The organism is Telluria sp. AIW5, from assembly GCF_056680575.1.
In genome coordinates this window covers 2,403,207-2,421,727 of sequence record NZ_CM155289.1, presented here as the reverse complement: position 1 = coordinate 2,421,727, position 18,521 = coordinate 2,403,207, and the positions used below count along the sequence as shown (strand labels likewise).

The window sequence follows — 18,521 nt, the reverse complement described above, 5'->3', positions numbered from 1 at the left end:
TCGGTGATGACGCGTCCACGTGGGGGATTATTCGCATTGCGCGCCATGTTCGGGCGGCGCCGCGCATCAACCGGCGTGACCGCGTGGGCATGCCCACCCTACGGTACGCATCGGCCAACAATAGCCTGCGCGCGGTGCGGTCCGCAGGTTTTTTTCGCCCGTTGGCGGCAGCGTAACGTAGGGTGGGCATGCCCACGCGGTACGGCGTGTGATCGGTGATGACGCGTCCACGTGGGGGATTATTCGCATTGCGCGCCATGTTCGGGCAGCGCCGCGCATCAACCGGCGTGACCGCGTGGGCATGCCCACCCTACGATACGCATCGGCCAACAATAGCCTGCGCGCCGTGCGGTCCGCAGGTTTTTTTTGTCCGTTGGCGGCTGCGTAACGTAGGGTGGGCATGGCCACGCGGTACGGTGTGTGATCGGTCATGACGCGTCCACGTGGGGGATTATTCGCATTGCGCGCCATGTTCGGGCGGCGCCGCGCATCAACCGGCGTGACCGCGTGGGCATGCCCACCCTACGATACGCATCGGCCAACAATATCGGCTTGCCTCACGACTTCGGCACGATCGCCGGCTGGAACTCGCGGCTGCTTTGCGCCTGGCGTTCCCCCGCAGGCACCGGACGCGAAAAGAAATAGCCCTGCCCTTCGTCGCAGCCAAGCGTCCTGAGCATCTGCATCTGCCTGCGGTTCTCGACACCCTCGGCCACGACCCGCATGCCGAGCGCGTGCGCCATCGCGATCATCGAAGCGATCAGGGTGCCGCCCTCCGGATGTTCGATGCGCAGCACGAAGGCGCGGTCGATCTTGAGCACGTCGAAGCGCATCTTCTGCAGCTGCGAGAGCGACGAATAGCCGGTGCCGAAGTCATCGATGCACAGCTTGATCCCCAGTTCGCGCAGGCGCCTGAAGACCGCCGAATCGACGATCCCTTCCTGCATCATCGACGATTCCGTCACCTCGATTTCCAGCAGCGCCGGGTCGATGCCGTGGCGCGCAGTGGCGCTGCGAAATACGGCCAGGATGTCGGACTGGCTGAACTGGCGCGGCGACACATTGACCGACACCGGCACCAGCACCGCCCCATCGCGCGCCCAGTGCGCCAGCTGGCGGCAGACGCTGTCGATCACCTGCTCGCCGAGGCGCACGATGAGGCCGGTTTCCTCGGCCAGCCCGATGAAGCGGTCCGGACCGGTCAGGCCCTTGCCGGGGCGCTCCCAGCGCACCAGCGCTTCCATGCTCGAGGCGGTACCGGCGGCGAGGTCGATGCGCGGCTGGTAATGCACGACGAACTGGTGCTGGTCGAGCGCGCGGCGCAACTCGATTTCCGTTTCCAGGCGGGTGCGGATGGCCTCGAAGAAACGCGACTGGAAGAAGCGGAAATTGCCCTTCCCTTCGGTCTTGACGGAATACATCGCAATGTCCGCATTCTTGAGCAGGGTCTCCGCGTCCTCGCCGTGTTCGGGGAACAGGCTGATCCCGATCGAGGCGTTCAGCACATGGGTCGAATGCTGGACGTGGAAGCCGTCGCGGAAGGCGCCGAGCACGCGCCCGGCGACATGCTCGACGTCATCCGGACTGCCGGCGTTTTCCAGCACGACCACGAACTCGTCGCCGCCCAGGCGCACCACGTGGTCGCGCGGGCGCACCGCGATGCGCAGGCGCTTGCCGACCGTGCGCAGCAGTTCGTCGCCGGCCGCATGCCCGAGCGCGTCGTTGACGGTCTTGAAGCCGTCGAGATCAATGAACAGCACCGCCAGGCGCCGGCCGCCGGCACGTGCGCTGTCGATCGCCTGCGGCAGGTAATTCTGGATCCAGTAGCGGTTCGGCAGGCCGGTCAGCTCGTCCGAGTTGCTCCTGCGCTCGAGCTCGGTCATGTGGGCCTTGCTCTCGCTGATGTCGCGGATCGTGACCGCGAGGTCGCCGCCGGCACGTACGGCCTTGCAGCGGATCCATTGGGCCTTGAGCAATTGGTCCGGCGACGAGCCGACCCGGATCTCGCTGTCGTGCATGCCGGTGTCGAGCGCCTCGCACAGCCGCGCGCAGGCCGCGCGGAACAGCTCGCCATGATAGAACTCGGACAGGCGGTGCCCGATTAATTCCTGAGGCTGCTTGCTGAACATGTCCGCCCCGTGCTGGTTGCAGTCGACGATGTCGAAGTCGACCACCTTGCCGTGCAGGTCGCGCAGCGGCCGGTTGATGAAAAAGCCCTCCCCGGCATCCTCGGTCGCGAGGCGGTAGGCGGCGCGGATGGTCTCGATCTGGTGCTGCTTCCACCTGGCGTGCACGTAGAAGCTCGTTGCCAGCAGTGCGGCCAGTGCCAGCCAGGCGGTGTTCCACCAGGCGCCGGCCAGCGCCGCCCGGCGGTCGTTCCGGTAACCCGCCATGGCCGTGTACTCGTCCACGCCGACGATGCCGATCAGTCCCAGGTCCGGCATCGTCTCCCAGCCGACCACGCGCGTGCGCCCGTCGGCAAACCAGCGCCTGCCCTCGAAGCGCGCCACGCCCTCCGGTTTATCGGCAGGCAAAGGCCTCAGCATGAAGGGGGTCCGGAACGAGTGGACGACATCTCCGGTGCGGCTGGCACGCACCACGCCGTCCAGCCCCGTCAGGCCGACGAAACCGTAGTCGCGCAGGATGGGCTCGGCGTAATGCTGGGTGAAGAACGAAGGCGACACCGAGAGCAGGACGACGCCGTCGAAGTGCCCGGCGGCCGACAGCAGCGGGCGTGAAAACGCAATGACCTCGCGCTCCGACAGCTGGCCGTCCAGCGGGCCGCTGAGGTAGAGCCGGTCGGACTTTGCGTGCTGCTGCGCGGTGAAATAAGGCCGGTCCGCCAGGCGCCTGCCGACGGCGGCCGGACTCGAGCTGGTCAGGACGACGCCGTTGCGGTCGAGGATGCCCACGGCCCCGATATACTGCGTGGAAAAGATGCCTGCCTCGATGGTGCCGGTGAGGCTGGTGTGGTGGCCTGACACTTCCCAGTTATGGCGCAGCAGCAACAACAGCCGGTCGGTATCCCCGATCGAGCGGCGCGTGCGGATGGCGAAGCTGCGCGTATAGGCGTCGACCTGTTGTACCAGTTCGCCCTGGCGCACCCGCAGCTCGTCCTCGAGGTCGCTCAGCACATAGCCCCAGAGCGCAGCGCCGCCGGCGAGCATGATCGCGGGCCACAAGAGCAGCAGCCAAAGGCGCTCGCGCAGGAAGGCCAGCAGCGAGCGCAGTGAACCGCTCGCCGAAAGGCCGATCGAGGTGGAGGCTGGCGCTGCCTTGTCGATACGCGGGTCCATCTGGTCTCGTGGGCGGAAATGGGCAGACGGGAGCCGAGTATAACCCGCGAGCCTCGCCACGCGACGCGCATAAAAAAAACCCGGCGGCGCCGGGCTTTTCGAAGAACAATTGCACTTACATGATCTTGGTACCGATCCACCACGCCACCGCCGACATGAAGGCGGCCGCCGGAATCGTGAATACCCAGGCCCAGACGATGCTGCCGGCCACGCCCCAGCGCACGGCCGAGGCTTTTTGGGCCGAGCCCACGCCGACGATGGCGCCGGTAATCGTGTGCGTCGTCGAGACCGGGACACCCATGAAGCTGGCCATGAGCAGCGTGATCGTGCCGCCGGTTTCGGCGCAGAAGCCGCCGACCGGTTTGAGCTTCGTGATTTTCTGGCCCATGGTCTTGACGATGCGCCAGCCGCCGAACAGCGTACCGAAGCTGATCGCCGCATAACAGGAGATGATGACCCAGGCCGGCGGGTGCGCATCGCCGGCGCTGACGTAGCCGGCGGCGATCAGCAGCATCCAGATGATGCCCATGGTCTTTTGCGCGTCGTTGCCGCCGTGGCCCAGCGAGTAGCCGGCGGCCGAGATCAGCTGCAGCCGGCGGAACCAGACGTCCACTTTACGCGGCGTCGACTTCACGAAGATCCAGGACACGAGGAGCATCATGATCGAGCCGAGGATGAAACCGAGCAGCGGCGCGAGGACGATGAACACGACGACCTTGATCAGGCCCGCCGACACCAGCGCGCCCGTGCCCGACTTGGCAACCGCGGCGCCGACCAGGCCGCCGATCAGGGCGTGCGAGGACGAGGACGGGAGACCGTAATACCAGGTGATGACGTTCCAGACGATGGCGCCCACCAGGGCTCCGAAGATCACGTAATGGTCGACGATGTGGGGATCGATGATGTCCTTGCCGATCGTCTGCGCCACCTTCATGTTGACGACAAAAATCGCCACGAAGTTGAAGAAGGCCGCCATCGCCACGGCGGTTTGCGGTTTCAGCACGCCGGTCGAGACGACGGTCGCGATCGCGTTCGCCGAATCGTGGAAGCCGTTCATGAAGTCGAATACCAGTGCGAGCAGCACGAGCATACCCAGCACATAAATGCTGATGTGAAGAGAATTCATAGTTATTCTTGTTGTGGGAAAGCTTACGCGTTCTCGACGATGATGCCTTCGATGATGTTCGCCACGTCTTCGCAGCGGTCGGTGACGGTCTCGAGGATCTCGTAGATCGCCTTCATCTTGATCAGGTTGCGCACGTCCGGCTCGTCGCGGAACAGCTTGCTCATGGCGGCGCGCATCACGTGGTCGGCGTCGGACTCCAGGCGGTCGATCTCTTCGCAGATGGCGACGATCTTCTGGGCGTTGCCCATGTCGTGCAGCAGGCCCACGGCTTGCTGGACCTTCTGGCAGCAGGCCAGGCACAGCTCGGCCAGGCGCTTCGCTTCCGGCGTGACGCCGTGCAGGTCGTACAGGGAGACGGTCTGGGCCGCGTCTTCCATCATGTCGAGGATGTCATCCATGCGGGTGATCAGCTTGTGGATGTCGTCGCGGTCGATCGGGGTGATGAAGGTCTTGTGCAGCAGGTCGACGGTGGCGTAGGTAATCTTGTCCGCCTGCTTTTCGATGCTCTCGACGGCATGCGTGCGATTTTCCAGGTCGTCGAAGTTGGTCATCAGGCCAACCATTTCTTGCGCACCCTTCACGCACAGCGCGGCGTGCTGGTTGAACAAATCAAAAAACTTGCCCTCGGTGGGCATCAGGCGTCCAAACATTCATTTCTCCGTGATAAAACTCTTGGGACTGCGAAGGGCCGGAACCGACAGGTCCCGGCGACGCAATATCGGCTTAATCGCCCTGGTAGACGGCGAGGTTACCGCTGTAGTTGCCAAACTTGGTGTACTGGCCGATCCAGGTCAGGCGAATCGCACCGATCGGACCGTTACGCTGCTTGCCGATGATGATTTCGGCGGTACCTTTATCCGGCGAGTCGGGGTTGTAGACCTCGTCGCGATACAGGAAGATGATCACGTCCGCGTCCTGCTCGATTGCGCCGGATTCGCGCAAGTCGGACATCACGGGACGCTTGTTCGGGCGCTGCTCCAGCGCGCGGTTCAGCTGCGACAGCGCGATCACGGGGCAATGCAATTCCTTGGCCAGGCCCTTGAGCGAACGCGAGATCTCGGAAATCTCGGCGGTACGGTTATCGCCCGGCTGGCTGCCCTGCATCAGCTGCAGGTAGTCGACGATAATCAGGCCGAGCTTGCCACACTGGCGGGCAAGGCGGCGCGCGCGTGCGCGCATCTCGATCGGGTTCAGCGCCGGTGTCTCATCGATGTAGACCTGGGCATCGTTCATTTTCTGGATGGCGTGCGTCAGGCGCGGCCAGTCCTCGTCGTTCAGGCGGCCGGTACGCAGGCGGTGCTGGTCGAGCTGGCCGACCGAGCCGAGCATACGCATGGCCAGCTGGGCGCCGCCCATCTCCATCGAGAAAATGGCGACCGGCAAACCCGCTTCGATGGCGACGTTCTCGCCGATGTTCACGGAGAATGCGGTCTTGCCCATCGACGGACGGCCGGCGACGATGACGAGGTCGCCCGGCTGCAGGCCCGAGGTCATGCGGTCAAGGTCGATGAAGCCGGTCGGCACGCCCGTGATTTCGCCCTGGTTTTCGCGCGAATAAAGTTCGTCGATGCGCTCGACGACCTGGGTCAGCAGCGGCTGGATCGGATTCCAGCCCTGGGCACCGCGTGCGCCGGACTCGGCGATGGCGAAGATTTTCGATTCGGCTTCGTCAAGCATCTGCTTGACTTCCTTGCCTTGCGGATTGAACGCATTGCCCGAAATTTCGTCGGCAACGGTGATGAGTTTGCGCAGGATGCCGCGGTCGCGCACGATCTCGGCGTAACGGCGGATATTGGCGGCGGACGGCGTGTTCTGCGCCATCGCGTTCAGGTATTGCAGGCCGCCCACGTCATCGGCCTTGCCCAGCGAGACCATGGCCTCGTAGACGGTGATCACGTCGGCCGGCTTGCCGCCGTTAATCAGGCGCACCATCTGCTCGAAGATGATGCGGTGGTCGTAGCGGTAAAAATCGTCCGCGTGCATGAAGTCGGCAATGCGGTCCCAGGCCGCATTGTCGCGCAGGAGGCCGCCGATGACGGACTGTTCTGCTTCGATGGAATGCGGGGGAATGCGCAGCGATTCGATTTGCGGATCTGCGGGGGTATTCATGGCCGGCATTATAACCCCTCCCGTCCCACGGCTGAAATAATTGGTTAGTTTCCACGCATAAAAAAAGCCGGGCGAACCCGGCTTTTTCTTTTAAGCAACAACGACTTACGTGCTGTGCTCAGTGCTTGCTCAGTTGCTTTATCAAGCAGCTTCGCCCACGACAGCGACCGTGATTTCCACGACGACGTCGGTGTGCAGAGCGACGGCAACCGGGTGCTCGCCGGTGGTCTTCAGGGGACCGGTCGGCAGGCGAACCTGTGCTTTTTCAACTGCGAAACCTTGCTTGGTCAGGGCTTCGGCGATGTCGAAGTTACCAACCGAACCGAACAGACGACCGTCGACGCCGGCTTTCTGGGCGATGGTGATGGTCATGCCGCCCAGCTTGTCGCCTTGGGCTTGCGAAGCCGACAGCTTTTCAGCTGCTGCTTTTTCCAGCTCGGCGCGCTTGACTTCGAACTCGGCGACGGCCGACGAGGTTGCGCGGCGGGCCATCTTTTGCGGGATCAGGAAGTTACGCGCGTAACCGTCCTTGACCTTGACCACGTCGCCCAGGTTGCCGACGTTAACAACTTTTTCCAAAAGGATAACTTGCATATTTTTCTCCAGGATGTTCTGAACTGTACGACGCGATTAAGCGTTGTGCAGGTCGGTGTACGGCAGCAGCGCGAGGTAGCGTGCGCGCTTGATCGCGGTGTCGACCTGGCGCTGGTAGTGCGCCTTGGTGCCGGTCAGACGTGCCGGCATGATCTTGCCGTTTTCCTGGACGAAGTCCTTCAGGGTGTCGACGTCTTTGTAATCGACCTGTTCCACGTTTGCAGCGGTGAAGCGGCAGAATTTCTTACGCTTGAACAGCGGGTTCTGCTGTTTGCGCTTCAGTTTTTCTTTGGCTTTGTTTTTGTCGAACTTTTTACCGAATGCCATTTGAGGCTCCTGTATCTAAATGGTGGCCGCTAATAATTAAGCGGCGGCACTGAAATCAATGATGTGAAACACCAGGGCTTTGCTGTTGCGATTCTTCCTGGCCAAAAATCCCGTGAACTGGTGCGCGGCGCCTAACTCTGCGCTGGCGAAGCGGCCCGAAATCTCACCCGCGGCGAACGCGGCAATTTCGAACTCGACCAGCCTCTCGACCCCTGCCTCGACCTGCTGCGAACTGTGCATCAGGATTGCCGAGACGACCGGCACGCCGGCGGGGGTATAGCGCAGTACGTCGCGTTCAGCAATCGTCGCGACGACTTGTAGCTGGTTCACTTACGCTGGTTCACTTCCAATTAACGATTTCTGGCAAGAAAAATTTAAGCAGCAGCGGCGGCCGGGGCAGCAGCAGCCGCTGGGGCTTCTGCGCGGTGGCTCTTGGCTGCGTCTTCGCGCTGGACCGACTTCATCATTGGCGATGGCGTGGTTTCAGCTTTCTTCATTTTCACGGTCAGGTGACGCAGCACGGCATCATTGAACTTGAATGCGGTTTCCAGCTCGACCAGGGTCTCGTTGTCGCACTCGATGTTCATGCAGATGTAGTGTGCCTTCGGCAACTTCTGGATCGAGTAAGCCATCTGGCGACGGCCCCAGTCTTCGACGCGATGGATGTTACCGCCGCGCGCGGTGACGCTGGCCTTGTAACGCTCGATCATCGCCGGGACTTGCTCGCTTTGGTCCGGGTGGACGATAAAAACGATTTCATAATGACGCATGCAACACTCCTTGAGGACGTTTAAACAAATGCCCACCTCGGCGTCAAGACGAGTGTGGGAAGGGAAAGCCGGCAATTATAACGCGGATGGCACGGCTGCGCAATCTCCCGCCCTCGTCGCTGCGCCGCGACACCCTGGGCGGCGCGAATCGTTAAAAATCATCGATTTCCCTTGCATTCCCCGAAATACTGTACAAAAATACAGTCTGAATCATCAACCCGTGCCAGACCCATGCTCAAGCTCACCGCAAGGCAAGAACAGATCCTGAACCTGATCAGGGAAGCGATCGACAATACCGGCTTCCCGCCGACCCGCGCCGAAATCGCCAGGGAGTTGGGCTTCAAGTCGGCCAACGCGGCCGAAGAACACCTGCAGGCCCTGGCTCGCAAAGGCGCCATCGAGATCGTCTCGGGCACCTCGCGCGGCATCCGCCTCATCGGCGCCTCGCTGCCGCAGCCGGTGCCGCATGTCCCTGCCGCCCTGCTGATGTCGTTGCCCCTGGTCGGCCGCGTCGCGGCGGGTTCGCCCATCCTGGCGCAGGAACACGTCGAAGCGACCTACAACGTCGACCCGGCCATGTTCGGCGCGCGTCCCGACTTCCTGCTGAAGGTGCGCGGCTGGTCGATGCGCGACGCCGGCATCATGGATGGCGACTTCCTCGCCGTCAAAAAAGTCGACAGCGCCAAGAACGGCCAGATCGTCGTCGCCCGCATCGGCGAGGACGTCACCGTCAAGCGCTACCGTAAGACGGGCGACACCATCGAACTGCTGCCGGAGAACCCGGACTTCAAGGTGATCCGCGTCGAGCCGGGCGACGAGTTCGCGCTCGAGGGACTTGCGGTCGGTTTGATGCGCAGCTGGCACTGAGTTTGCCGACGTAAAAAAAGCCGCTCGCGCGGCTTTTTTTACGTCCGCCCTATTTTCCGGCGGGACCGTAGTTGCTCCTGCGCGCCTCGATGTCGCGTGCGCGCTCGGGAGAAGGCCCGCTCTCGACAATGGCGTTGTGTTCCTTCACGTACGCCTCGGTCGCGCTGCGCCATGCGGCAACGTCCGCCAGTACCAGCTTGGCCGCCACCTTTGCCTCTTCCGACAGGTTTTGCTGCACCTGCTCCAGGTGCGCCTGCGCACGTTCGGTCTCGCGGGCGTTCATCAGCTTGACGACGTCGGCCGGAATGCGCTTGACCAGCGGCGAGGATGCGTTCAGGTTTTCCACGAAACCGTTGTAGCAGTCTTGCCAGGTGGCGATGGCCCCGGACACGCGATCGATCTCGTCCGCCTGCTTCGACATCGCGGGGATCCGCGGCGCGGGGCAGTAATACTTTCCGGTTTTCAGGTCGCTGCCATCGTAGCCGCCGATCCAGTAATCGATGTCGGCCCGGCGGTCCGTGCGCTGCTGCATGACGACGAGCGAACTGGCGGCCACCGCATTGCCCCGGGCAGCCGCCTTGCGGAACCAGGCCTGGGCTTTTGCCTCGTCCACTGCCCCTGCTTCGCCATACCAGTACATCTGGCCCAGCTGTTGCTGGGCATCGACGTTACCGGCGTTCGCCAGTTTCGTGTACAGCGTCAGGGCCTCGGCATATTTCTTTTGCTCGAACAGGGCGTTGGCAGAGGCGAGATCGTTCGCGGCCGCGGCGGGCAGGCTCGCGAGCAGTAAGGCACAGTAAAGGAATTTTTTCATGGCGGTAACAAAATGAGCGAGGCCCATCATACTGCGAGACGCGGGCCTGCTCAACTGTCGCTCAACCGCCGCTTACTTGCCGCTTACTTGCCGCTCACTTGCCGCTTACTTGCCTGTACTCACGCGCGCGTCGGTACCGCCATGCAAACGCACTTCATTGTCGCGGACGATGCGGGTCGTTTCCAGTTCGATCTGACGCTTGCGCCGCAGGTTCTCCTCCTTGACGAAGGCTTGGGTCGCCTTCTCCCAGGCGTCGCGTTGCGCCAGCGTCGCCTCGGCCCGGGCCTGGGCGTCGAGCAGGATCTTCCGGTACTGCGGCTCGATATGGGCGCGTACGCGCTCGAATTCGGCCGGGCTCATCATATCGAGCACGTCCTGCGGAACGACTTTACCTGCCGGCATCGCGGCATTGAAGTTGCTGACGAAACCGTTATAGCAGGCTTGCCAGGAGGCGACAGCAGCCCGGGTCGCCTCGATCTCTTCGTTGGTCTTCGACAGGACGGGAATCGACGGCGCAGGACAGGCATACTTGCCCGACTGCAGTTCCTCGCCGCGGTATTCGTTCATCCAGTAGGTGATTTCGTTGCCGCGGCTCTTGCGCCGCTCGAGGATCGCCAACGATTCCTTCGCATCGGGGATGCCGGCAGCTGCGGCTTTTCCGATCCATTCGCGCGCCGCGTTCAGGTCCTGTACCGTGCCGTCGCCATACCAGTACATCTCGCCCAGCCGAAACTGCGCTTCCGGGTTGCCCGCTTGCGCAGCCTTTGTGTATAAGGGCAGCGCCTTGCCATAGTCCTTCGCGGCGAGCAGCCGGTTAGCTTCGGCAAGATCGTCGGCGCGGGCGCAGAGGCAAACGAACAGCAGGGAAAACACAAACCGGCGCATGGCATCGTCCTTTCAGGGATGTTGTAAAACGATAATAAAACCGTTATGTCGGCGATGCAATGCGGTTTGCATCGCCATTACGTAGTTTTTTTACATCAGTCTGCCAGCGCCGCGCGAAGGCCGGGATTGCCGCCGCCACGCAGTGCGCCGGGTTGCGGCATTAGATTCAACGGCTTTCCCTGCGCGTCACTGGCGGTGGCGGCTCCCGGCGATTCAGGATGGCGTAATCGTTGTTCCGTCGCTGGGAGTCGATGGCGAGCCGTGTCTGTTCCGCGTTCTCACGCTCCAGACGGGCGTTCTCTTCCTTGACGAAACGTTCGGTCGCCGCTTCCCATTGAGCCTGCTGCGTTCGTACGGCGTTCGCTTCGCGCTGGGCTTGCGCGAGCGTGTCGCGATACACCGCCTCGATGTGGATGCGTGCGCCTTCGATTTCCTGGGGAGTCATCATGTCGAGCACGTCGGCCGGGATGCGCTTCGCGACAGGCGCCGTGGCGTTGAAGTTGGCAACGAAGCCGTTGTAGCAGGCTTGCCAGCCTTCGATGCTTTTGCGGGTGGCTGCGACGTCCTCGTTGGTCTTCGAGACGGCCGGGACCACCGGAGGCTTGCACTCGAGATTGCCGGAGCGGAGGTCGTCGCCCTTGTATTCCTTCATCCAGTAGCCGATCTCGCCACCGCGCGTGGTGCGCCGGTCGAGGGCTGCGATGGCGGCCCTGGCGTCTGCATTGCCGGCGGCGGCGGACTTCTCGAACCAGCGGTGGGCAGCCTGCAGGTCTTGCGGCGTACCGTCGCCATACCAGGTCATTTCGCCGAGACGGAACTGGGCGTCGGCATTGCCGGCGTTGGCAAGGCGGGTGTACAGCGGAAGCGCCTTGCCGTACTCCTTGGCCATCAGGAATTTGTCGGCGTCGATCAAATCGTCCGCCATCGCAGCACTACTGACGAGCAGCAGGGAAATCAGGAAACGTCGCATACCACCCCCAATGAATGTATATGGAGCCAATAGTAGAACGTTAATATCTTTCGCGCAATTCCTTTTGCTTGCGAAGGCGGACTGCCCTCAGCTTCCCTCAGCTGCCCAACGCCGCGCGGAAGTCGTCCAGCAGGTCTTGCGTGTCTTCGATACCCACCGAGACCCGGATCAGCGACTCGGCAATGCCCATGCTGGCGCGGCGCTCGGCGCCCATTTCGAAGAAGATGGTGTGCGCGACCGGGATGACCAGGGTGCGCGTATCGCCCAGGTTGCTCGCCGGGATGGCCAGCTGCAGCCGGTTCAGGTAGTCGAAGGGGTCGATGTCTTCGCGCAGTTCAAAGCTCAGCAGCGAGCCACCACTGCGGAACAGTTCGGTCGTCACGCCGTGCTGGGGATGCGACTGCAGGCCCGGATAATGCACGGCCGACACGCGATCATCCGCTTCAAGCATCTGCGCCAGCGCCAGCGCATTCGCGCAGGTGCGTTCCATGCGCAAGGCCAGCGTCTCGGCACCCACGGCAATGTGGTGCGCCGCTTCCGGCCCCAGGGCCGCGCCGAAGTCGCGCAACGCTTTCGCCCGCAGCTGGGCCATGCCCTGGGCGGCGGCCGGCTGCTTGCGGAAGTTGGCCGCGATGTTCGGGAAGGCGCTCCAGTCGAACAGGCCGGTATCGGTCAGCGCGCCGCCGAGCGCAATGCCGTGGCCGGCGATCGACTTGGTCAGCGAATTGACGACCAGGCCGGCACCGACTGCTTTTGGACGGAACAAATAGGGCGTGGTCATCGTATTGTCGACCACGTACAGGATGCCGCGCGCGCGGCACAGTTCGCCGATACGCGCCAGGTCGGCCACCTGCGTGCGCGGATTGGCGACCGTCTCCACGAACACCAGGCGCGTGTTCGCCTTCAGCACCGCTTCGACATTGGCGACATCGGTCGCATCGACGAAGTCGACATCGACGCCCTGCCCCGCCACCGTCTGCCACAGGCTGTTCGTGTTCCCGAACAGGAAGCTCGATGAGACGATGTGGTCGCCTTCGCGCAGCAGCGCCTGGAACAGCGCGCCGATGGCCGCCATGCCGGTGCCGAAACACAGGCTGGCCACGCCGTCTTCCATCTTCGTGATCTTGTCTTCCAGCGCGGCCACCGTCGGGTTGCCCTGGCGGCCGTAGCGGAAGCCCGGCTCCTTGCCCTGGAAGACCGAGGCGAGCTGGCGCGCATCGTTGTAACCGAACGCGACCGACGTGTGGACGGGCTTGTGCAGGGAGCCTTGCTCGATCGCCTTGCGGCGGTCGTTGTGCAGGATCGTGGTCGTGAAACCGTAGTTCTTTTTTTCGCTCATGGCAGGTGCGTCCGGTTATTCGGCGGCGACGGCGGGATTCAGGTTCAGCTGGGTACGCACGACGTCTTCCTGCGAGACGCCCGTGCCGCCGTTATGGCGCGCGGTCTCCAGGTTGTCGAGGTAGGCCGGGGTCACGTCGCCCGTCACGTAGACGCCGTCGAAACACGAGGCCTCGAAATTGGTCAGCGCCGGGTTCACGTCCGAGATCGACCGTTTCAGGGCATCGATGTCCTGGTAGACCAGGCGGTCGGCGGTGATTTCGGCGCAGACTTCTTCCACCGTGCGGCCATAGGCGATCAGCTCGTCGCGGGTCGGCATGTCGATGCCGTAGACATTCGGGAACAGCACCGGTGGCGCGGCCGAGGCGAAGAACACTTTGCGGGCGCCCGCTTCGCGCGCCATCTGCACGATCTCGCGGCTGGTGGTGCCGCGCACGATCGAGTCGTCGACCAGCAGCACGTTCTTGCCCTTGAACTCGGCGCCGATCGCGTTCAGCTTCTGGCGTACGGACTTCTTGCGCATGCCCTGCCCCGGCATGATGAAGGTGCGGCCGATGTAGCGGTTCTTGATGAAACCTTCGCGGTATTCGACGCCCAGCTTCAGCGCCAGCTGGATCGCAGCCGGACGCGAAGAATCCGGAATCGGCATCACGACGTCGATCTCCTCGACCGGAATCTCCTTGCGGATCTTATCGGCCAGGTATTCGCCCATTTTCAGGCGCGTGGCGTAGACCGAGGCGCCGTCGATCACCGAGTCCGGACGCGCCAGGTAGACGTATTCGAACGCGCACGGATTGAGCGACGGATTCTCGGCGCACTGGCGCTCGTGAAACTGGCCATCTTCGCCGATGAACACGGCTTCGCCCGGGGCGATGTCGCGCACGAAGCGGAAACCAATGCCTTCCAGGGCCACCGATTCGCTGGCGACCATGTATTCGACGCCGTTCTCGCCTTCGTTCATGCCCAGGCACAGCGGACGGATGCCGTAGGGGTCGCGGAAGGCAAGCATGCCATGGCCGGCGATCTGCGCCACGACGGCGTAGGCGCCACGCACGCGGCGGTGCACGATGCCGACTGCCTTGAAAACGGCCTCGGCGTCGAGCGAATAGCCGTTCGCCGCTTCCTGGATTTCGTGCGCCAGCACGTTGAGCAGCACTTCCGAGTCGGAATTGGTATTGATGTGGCGGCGGTCGTTGCGGAACAGCGCCTCCTTCAACTCGGCCTGGTTGGTCAGGTTGCCGTTGTGGGCGAGCGTGATGCCGAAGGGCGCGTTCACGTAGAACGGCTGCGCTTCTTCTTCGCTCGACGAGCCGGCGGTCGGGTAGCGGCAGTGGCCGATACCGGTATTGCCTTGCAGCGAACGCATGTTACGGGTGCGGAACACGTCGCGGACGAGGCCGTTGGCCTTGTACATCGAGAACATGCTGCTGTGATTGGTTGCAATGCCCGCCGCGTCCTGGCCGCGGTGCTGCAACAGCAGCAATGCGTCATACAACAACTGGTTGACGGGAGTTTGCGAGACGACGCCGACGATGCCACACATGGTGCGCTCCTAAGAACTGAATGCTGTTACGGGAGGATTCAAAAACGAAGAGTAAATTCGGATAGTCAAAAATTCAGGTGCTGCGCCAGCGCAGCAGGGAGAAAGGGCGTGACGGTGCGCGCTCCGGCCTCGGCCAGCGGGGACAGCAGCGCGTCTTTCCAGAATGCCTGTTGGGGAATGGCGGTCATGGAACACAATATGACGGCGGCCAGCACGATTACAATCCCGCGCGCCAGGCCGAACAGGCCGCCCAGGCCGCGGTCCGCCAGGCTCAGGCCAGCCGCGTCGACCAGCGCGCCGACGGCCAGGGACAACAGCCCCATTAAAATGCGCACGCCGAGGAACAGCGCGATGAAGGCAACGATCAGCCGCCCCGCCTCGCCGGGTATCATATCCGGCAATAGCAGCGCGAGGCGCGCGCCATAGGCATTGGCCACGACAAAGGCCACGATCCAGCCTGTCAGCGACAGGATTTCTTTCACTAAACCACGCATGGTGCTGATCACTACCGAGGCCACCAGCACGAACAAGACCAGATAATCGAAAATCGTCACGCAGCTTCGACGCCAATCAGATCGGGACCAGGAAACCGCCCAGGCCCAGCGAGCCCAGCTTTGCTTTTGTCCTGTCGGCTTCCTCGCGGCTGCCGAACGGGCCGACCTGGATCTTGATCAGGGCGCCGGACTTCTTCGTGAAGGAGCTGATGCCGCCGGCACGCAGGCGCGCCTGCAATTCGTCGACCTTTTCCTGGGTCGCCAGCGCGGCCACCTGCACCACGTAACGCTGGGACGCGTCGGCCTTCTCTTCGGTGCGTGGATGCTGCTCGGCCGCCTTGGCAGGCTTGCCCTCGAGCAGCGCCAACGCACGGGCGGCTTCACTGTCTTTCGGTTTCACGGGCGCCGGCTTTTCTTCCGGCTTTTTCACGGCAGGCTTGTCGGCCGGCTTCTCTGCGAGCTTCCGCTCCGGCTTCGATTCAGGCTTCGATTCGGGCTTGTGCTCGACCGCCTTTGGTTCGGGCTTGTGCTCGGCCGGCTTCGGCTCAGGCTTGTGCTCGGCGGCCTTCGGCTCCGCCTTGACCGTCTTGACTTCGCGTTCGCTGTACACGAGGGGCGGCGGCGCCTTGTCCACGGCAGGCGCTGCGGTGGCGGGACGCGGCTTGGGTGCGGCCGGCGGCGGGGCGATGATTTCCTCGTCCTGGTCGACGCTGTCGGCGGCCGGCACGGGCGAGGCCGGCATCGGCAGCGCGGGCGCCTTTTCTTTCGAGGGAATCTGGATGGCGATATCGCCGGCCAGCGGGCGCGGTTCGGAATCGAGCAGCATCGGCAAGCCGACGGCGGCGGCGAGCGCCAGCGCGACCGCGCCTACCAGGCGGCGCCGTGCGCGCTTTTTTTCCGGCAGCATGGGGTCGCCCCCGCTGCGGCTGCGCCGCGAACCGCCCTGCCCGCTTTCGTTCGCCTGGTTGGCGCGGTTGGCGCGGTTGGCGTGACTGGCGCGCTTGGACCTGGCCTCCTGGCCGAAGTCGTCATCGTCGCGGGCGAAGTTAGGCGAAATTCGGCCACTGTCCTGGGCGGCGCTTTCTTGCTTGTTTTTACCAAAGATCGAGAACAAGCCCATGCGTCTGTATGTCAGTGAAGAGAGTTTTTTCGGGCGGCCATCACGCCGGCGACGGTGTAGAACGAGCCAAAGACCACAATTCTATCATTCTCCTCGGCACGGCTCACCGCATTTGCATATGCGGCCGCCGGGTCGGCGAAAGTGGCCACCGAAAAATCGGTCTCTTTCGTCCCTGCCGGGCGCAGGGCGGCGATTTTTTCGGCCAGTTCGGCACTCTTTGCCGAGCGCGGCGACGGCAGGTCGGCCACGCACCAGTGGTCGACGAGGCCGGCCATCGGCGCCAGCACGCCCTCGATGTCCTTGTCTTCCATGATGCCGAAGACGCCATAGGTGTAGCGGTGAAAACCCATGTTGCCCAGGTTCTGGGCCAGCGTGGCGGAGGCGTGCGGATTGTGGGCGACGTCGAGTACCGTGGTCGGGCGTCCGGCGAGCACCTGGAAGCGTCCCGGCAGTTCGACCAGCGCCAGGCCCGTGCGCACTTCCTGGGCGCCGCAGGGCAGTTGCATGCGCAGGGCTTCCAGCGCCGCCAGGGCAGCCGAGGCATTGAGCAACTGGTTGGCGCCGCGCAAGGCCGGATAGGCCAGCGAATTGCGGCGCTGGGTGCGACCGCCATAGCTCCATTGCTGCTGGTCGCCCTGGAAATTGAAATCGCGCCCGATCAGCCACAGGTCGGCACCGATGTCGGCGGCATGCTGGGTCAGCGACTGCGGCGCCAGCGGATCGCTGCAGATCGCGGTTTTGCCGGCGCGGAAGATGCCGGCCTTTTCGAAACCGATTTCCTCGCGCGTCTCGCCAAGATAAGCCGTGTGGTCGATATCGATGCTGGTAACGATCGATACGTCGGCGTCGACCACGTTCACCGCATCGAGGCGCCCGCCCAGGCCCACTTCCAGGATCGCCACGTCCACGCCGGACTTCGAGATCAGGTGCATGATCGCCAGCGTCGTGAATTCGAAATAGGTCAGGTCGATATCGCCGCGCGCGCTTTCGACGAATGCGAAGGCGTCGACCAGCACGGCGTCGCTCGCCATTTCGCCGTTGATGCGGGCGCGCTCGTTAAAGTCGAGGAAGTGCGGCTTGATGTAGAGGCCGACGCGGTAGCCGGCGTGCAGCAGGACGGATTCGAGCATGGCGCAGGTCGAGCCCTTGCCGTTGGTGCCGGCGACCATGATCACCGGGCAGCCGAACTGCAGGTGCATGCGTTCCTTGACGGCGCGCACGCGGTCCAGTCCCATGTCGATATGGGTTTCGGCGTGGCGCGACTCGATCAGCGCCAGCCACTCGGGCAAGGTGGTGGGAAGCATGGACATGGATGTGATAGGTACGTTGAAACGAAAACCGGCGACCTGGGGTGCAGATCGCCGGCCGATAACTGTTCCGGAGCGTCGCGATTAAGCGATGACTTCGGCGGGCTGGTTCTGCAGCAGAGCCAGCAGGCGCGCAATTTCTTCGCGCATCTTGCGGCGGTCGACGATCATGTCGACGGCGCCCTTTTGCACCAGGAATTCGGCGCGCTGGAAACCTTCCGGCAGCTTTTCGCGCACGGTGTTCTCGATCACGCGCGGGCCCGCAAAGCCGATCAGCGCTTTCGGTTCGGCGATCACGACGTCGCCCATGAAGGCGAACGAGGCCGACACGCCGCCCATGGTCGGGTCGGTCAGCACGCTGATAAAGGGTAATTTCTTCTCTGACAGCTTGGTCAGCATGGCAGTGGTCTTGGCCATCTGCAGCAGCGACAGCAAGCCTTCCTGCATGCGCGCGCCGCCGGTGGCGGTGATGCAGATGAAGGGCACTTTCTGTTCGAGGGCGACCTGGGCGCCGCGTACAAAACGTTCGCCGACGACCGAACCCATCGAGCCGCCCATGAATTCGAATTCGAAGCAGGCCACGACGACCGGCAGGCTCATGATCGAGCCGCCCTGGACGATCAGCGCATCGGTTTCGCCGGTGGCTTCCATCGCCTGCTTGAGTCGGTCAGGATATTTCTTGCTGTCCTTGAATTTCAGGGTGTCAACCGGCAGCGCTTCCTGGCCGATTTCATAGCGCCCGCCTTCGTCGAGCAAGCCGTCGAGGCGCGCGCGGGCGCGGATGCGCATGTGGTGGTCGCACTTCGGGCAGACGTGCAGGTTCGACTCGAGGTCGGCGCGGTAGAGCACCGCTTCGCACGACGGGCACTTGACCCACAGGCCTTCCGGCATGGTCTTGCGGTTCGCGGCATCGGAGCGCTGAATTCTTGGGGGCAGCAGTTTTTCCAACCAACTCATGTTC

18 protein-coding genes are annotated in these 18,521 nt (G+C 63.3%); 1 reads left to right on the top strand and 17 read right to left on the bottom strand.

Annotated features, from left to right (window positions below; translation table 11 throughout):
* Window positions 1-557: 557 nt before the first annotated feature.
* The 8 genes from AC1MEM_RS10630 to rpsF form a co-directional block, all read right to left on the bottom strand.
* Window positions 558-3,296 carry a bifunctional diguanylate cyclase/phosphodiesterase gene (locus AC1MEM_RS10630; RefSeq protein WP_499477131.1) on the bottom strand — a complete coding sequence of 913 codons (2,739 nt, stop codon included), beginning with the start codon at window positions 3,294-3,296 and terminating at the stop codon, window positions 558-560.
* A 115-nt stretch (window positions 3,297-3,411) separates the two neighbouring features.
* Window positions 3,412-4,422: an inorganic phosphate transporter gene (locus AC1MEM_RS10625; RefSeq protein WP_499477129.1), complete on the bottom strand. Its 1,011-nt coding sequence runs from the start codon at window positions 4,420-4,422 to the stop codon at window positions 3,412-3,414.
* 23 nt (window positions 4,423-4,445) lie between these two features.
* Complete coding sequence (locus tag AC1MEM_RS10620) at window positions 4,446-5,072, bottom strand: DUF47 domain-containing protein (RefSeq protein WP_499477128.1); 627 nt, start codon at window positions 5,070-5,072, stop codon at window positions 4,446-4,448.
* A gap of 73 nt (window positions 5,073-5,145) precedes the next feature.
* Complete coding sequence (locus AC1MEM_RS10615; RefSeq protein WP_499477127.1) at window positions 5,146-6,531, bottom strand: replicative DNA helicase; 1,386 nt, start codon at window positions 6,529-6,531, stop codon at window positions 5,146-5,148.
* Window positions 6,532-6,672: 141 nt separating this feature from the next.
* The gene (gene rplI, locus AC1MEM_RS10610; RefSeq protein WP_499477126.1) at window positions 6,673-7,125 is read right to left on the bottom strand and encodes a 50S ribosomal protein L9; all 453 of its coding nucleotides are present in this window, start codon (window positions 7,123-7,125) and stop codon (window positions 6,673-6,675) included.
* A gap of 36 nt (window positions 7,126-7,161) precedes the next feature.
* Entirely contained in the window at window positions 7,162-7,452 is a 291-nt protein-coding gene (gene rpsR / locus AC1MEM_RS10605; protein ID WP_056332995.1) for a 30S ribosomal protein S18, read from the bottom strand.
* 36 nt (window positions 7,453-7,488) lie between these two features.
* A complete protein-coding gene (gene priB, locus AC1MEM_RS10600; protein WP_499477125.1) occupies window positions 7,489-7,782 on the bottom strand; it encodes a primosomal replication protein N in 294 nt (97 codons plus the stop codon).
* 44 nt (window positions 7,783-7,826) lie between these two features.
* Window positions 7,827-8,222, bottom strand: a complete 396-nt coding sequence (gene rpsF, locus AC1MEM_RS10595; protein ID WP_499477124.1) for a 30S ribosomal protein S6 — start codon at window positions 8,220-8,222, stop codon at window positions 7,827-7,829.
* A gap of 231 nt (window positions 8,223-8,453) precedes the next feature.
* On the opposite strand from rpsF, the gene lexA reads away from it, so the two are divergent.
* On the top strand, window positions 8,454-9,089 hold the full coding sequence (gene lexA, locus AC1MEM_RS10590; RefSeq protein WP_499477123.1) for a transcriptional repressor LexA: 636 nt from the start codon (window positions 8,454-8,456) through the stop codon (window positions 9,087-9,089).
* A gap of 49 nt (window positions 9,090-9,138) precedes the next feature.
* Here the strand turns inward: lexA and AC1MEM_RS10585 are convergent, their stop codons facing one another.
* From AC1MEM_RS10585 to accD, 9 genes are all read right to left on the bottom strand, one after another.
* Window positions 9,139-9,903, bottom strand: coding sequence for a sel1 repeat family protein (locus AC1MEM_RS10585; protein ID WP_499477121.1), 765 nt, complete (start codon window positions 9,901-9,903; stop codon window positions 9,139-9,141).
* Between the two features lie 105 nt (window positions 9,904-10,008).
* The gene (locus tag AC1MEM_RS10580) at window positions 10,009-10,788 is read right to left on the bottom strand and encodes a tetratricopeptide repeat protein (RefSeq protein WP_499477120.1); all 780 of its coding nucleotides are present in this window, start codon (window positions 10,786-10,788) and stop codon (window positions 10,009-10,011) included.
* A gap of 166 nt (window positions 10,789-10,954) precedes the next feature.
* Window positions 10,955-11,758, bottom strand: coding sequence for a tetratricopeptide repeat protein (locus tag AC1MEM_RS10575; protein ID WP_499477119.1), 804 nt, complete (start codon window positions 11,756-11,758; stop codon window positions 10,955-10,957).
* A gap of 97 nt (window positions 11,759-11,855) precedes the next feature.
* The gene (locus tag AC1MEM_RS10570; protein WP_499477117.1) at window positions 11,856-13,097 is read right to left on the bottom strand and encodes a cystathionine gamma-synthase family protein; all 1,242 of its coding nucleotides are present in this window, start codon (window positions 13,095-13,097) and stop codon (window positions 11,856-11,858) included.
* Window positions 13,098-13,112: 15 nt separating this feature from the next.
* On the bottom strand, window positions 13,113-14,639 hold the full coding sequence (purF, locus tag AC1MEM_RS10565) for an amidophosphoribosyltransferase (RefSeq protein ID WP_499477116.1): 1,527 nt from the start codon (window positions 14,637-14,639) through the stop codon (window positions 13,113-13,115).
* Window positions 14,640-14,704: 65 nt separating this feature from the next.
* Complete coding sequence (locus tag AC1MEM_RS10560) at window positions 14,705-15,193, bottom strand: CvpA family protein (protein WP_499477115.1); 489 nt, start codon at window positions 15,191-15,193, stop codon at window positions 14,705-14,707.
* Window positions 15,194-15,209: 16 nt separating this feature from the next.
* Entirely contained in the window at window positions 15,210-16,253 is a 1,044-nt protein-coding gene (locus tag AC1MEM_RS10555; protein ID WP_499477114.1) for an SPOR domain-containing protein, read from the bottom strand.
* A gap of 11 nt (window positions 16,254-16,264) precedes the next feature.
* Window positions 16,265-17,563: a bifunctional tetrahydrofolate synthase/dihydrofolate synthase gene (gene folC / locus AC1MEM_RS10550; RefSeq protein WP_499477112.1), complete on the bottom strand. Its 1,299-nt coding sequence runs from the start codon at window positions 17,561-17,563 to the stop codon at window positions 16,265-16,267.
* Between the two features lie 81 nt (window positions 17,564-17,644).
* Window positions 17,645-18,517 (bottom strand): acetyl-CoA carboxylase, carboxyltransferase subunit beta, encoded by an 873-nt coding sequence (gene accD, locus AC1MEM_RS10545; protein WP_499477111.1) that lies wholly within the window; start codon window positions 18,515-18,517, stop codon window positions 17,645-17,647.
* Window positions 18,518-18,521 lie beyond the last annotated feature (4 nt).

Excerpts from the sequence above, each read along its gene's own strand:
- AC1MEM_RS10575 (WP_499477119.1), bottom strand. The coding sequence starts at position 11,758 with ATGCGACGTTTCCTGATTTCCCTGCTGCTCGTCAGTAGTGCTGCGATG.
- accD (WP_499477111.1), bottom strand. The coding sequence starts at position 18,517 with ATGAGTTGGTTGGAAAAACTGCTGCCCCCAAGAATTCAGCGCTCCGAT.
- rpsR (WP_056332995.1), bottom strand. The coding sequence starts at position 7,452 with ATGGCATTCGGTAAAAAGTTCGACAAAAACAAAGCCAAAGAAAAACTG.
- AC1MEM_RS10625 (WP_499477129.1), bottom strand. The coding sequence starts at position 4,422 with ATGAATTCTCTTCACATCAGCATTTATGTGCTGGGTATGCTCGTGCTG.
- purF (WP_499477116.1), bottom strand. The coding sequence starts at position 14,639 with ATGTGTGGCATCGTCGGCGTCGTCTCGCAAACTCCCGTCAACCAGTTG.
- AC1MEM_RS10570 (WP_499477117.1), bottom strand. The coding sequence starts at position 13,097 with ATGAGCGAAAAAAAGAACTACGGTTTCACGACCACGATCCTGCACAAC.
- rpsF (WP_499477124.1), bottom strand. The coding sequence starts at position 8,222 with ATGCGTCATTATGAAATCGTTTTTATCGTCCACCCGGACCAAAGCGAG.
- folC (WP_499477112.1), bottom strand. The coding sequence starts at position 17,563 with ATGTCCATGCTTCCCACCACCTTGCCCGAGTGGCTGGCGCTGATCGAG.
- AC1MEM_RS10620 (WP_499477128.1), bottom strand. The coding sequence starts at position 5,072 with ATGTTTGGACGCCTGATGCCCACCGAGGGCAAGTTTTTTGATTTGTTC.
- lexA (WP_499477123.1), top strand. The coding sequence starts at position 8,454 with ATGCTCAAGCTCACCGCAAGGCAAGAACAGATCCTGAACCTGATCAGG.
- AC1MEM_RS10555 (WP_499477114.1), bottom strand. The coding sequence starts at position 16,253 with ATGGGCTTGTTCTCGATCTTTGGTAAAAACAAGCAAGAAAGCGCCGCC.
- rplI (WP_499477126.1), bottom strand. The coding sequence starts at position 7,125 with ATGCAAGTTATCCTTTTGGAAAAAGTTGTTAACGTCGGCAACCTGGGC.
- AC1MEM_RS10585 (WP_499477121.1), bottom strand. The coding sequence starts at position 9,903 with ATGAAAAAATTCCTTTACTGTGCCTTACTGCTCGCGAGCCTGCCCGCC.
- AC1MEM_RS10630 (WP_499477131.1), bottom strand. The coding sequence starts at position 3,296 with ATGGACCCGCGTATCGACAAGGCAGCGCCAGCCTCCACCTCGATCGGC.
- AC1MEM_RS10615 (WP_499477127.1), bottom strand. The coding sequence starts at position 6,531 with ATGAATACCCCCGCAGATCCGCAAATCGAATCGCTGCGCATTCCCCCG.
- AC1MEM_RS10580 (WP_499477120.1), bottom strand. The coding sequence starts at position 10,788 with ATGCGCCGGTTTGTGTTTTCCCTGCTGTTCGTTTGCCTCTGCGCCCGC.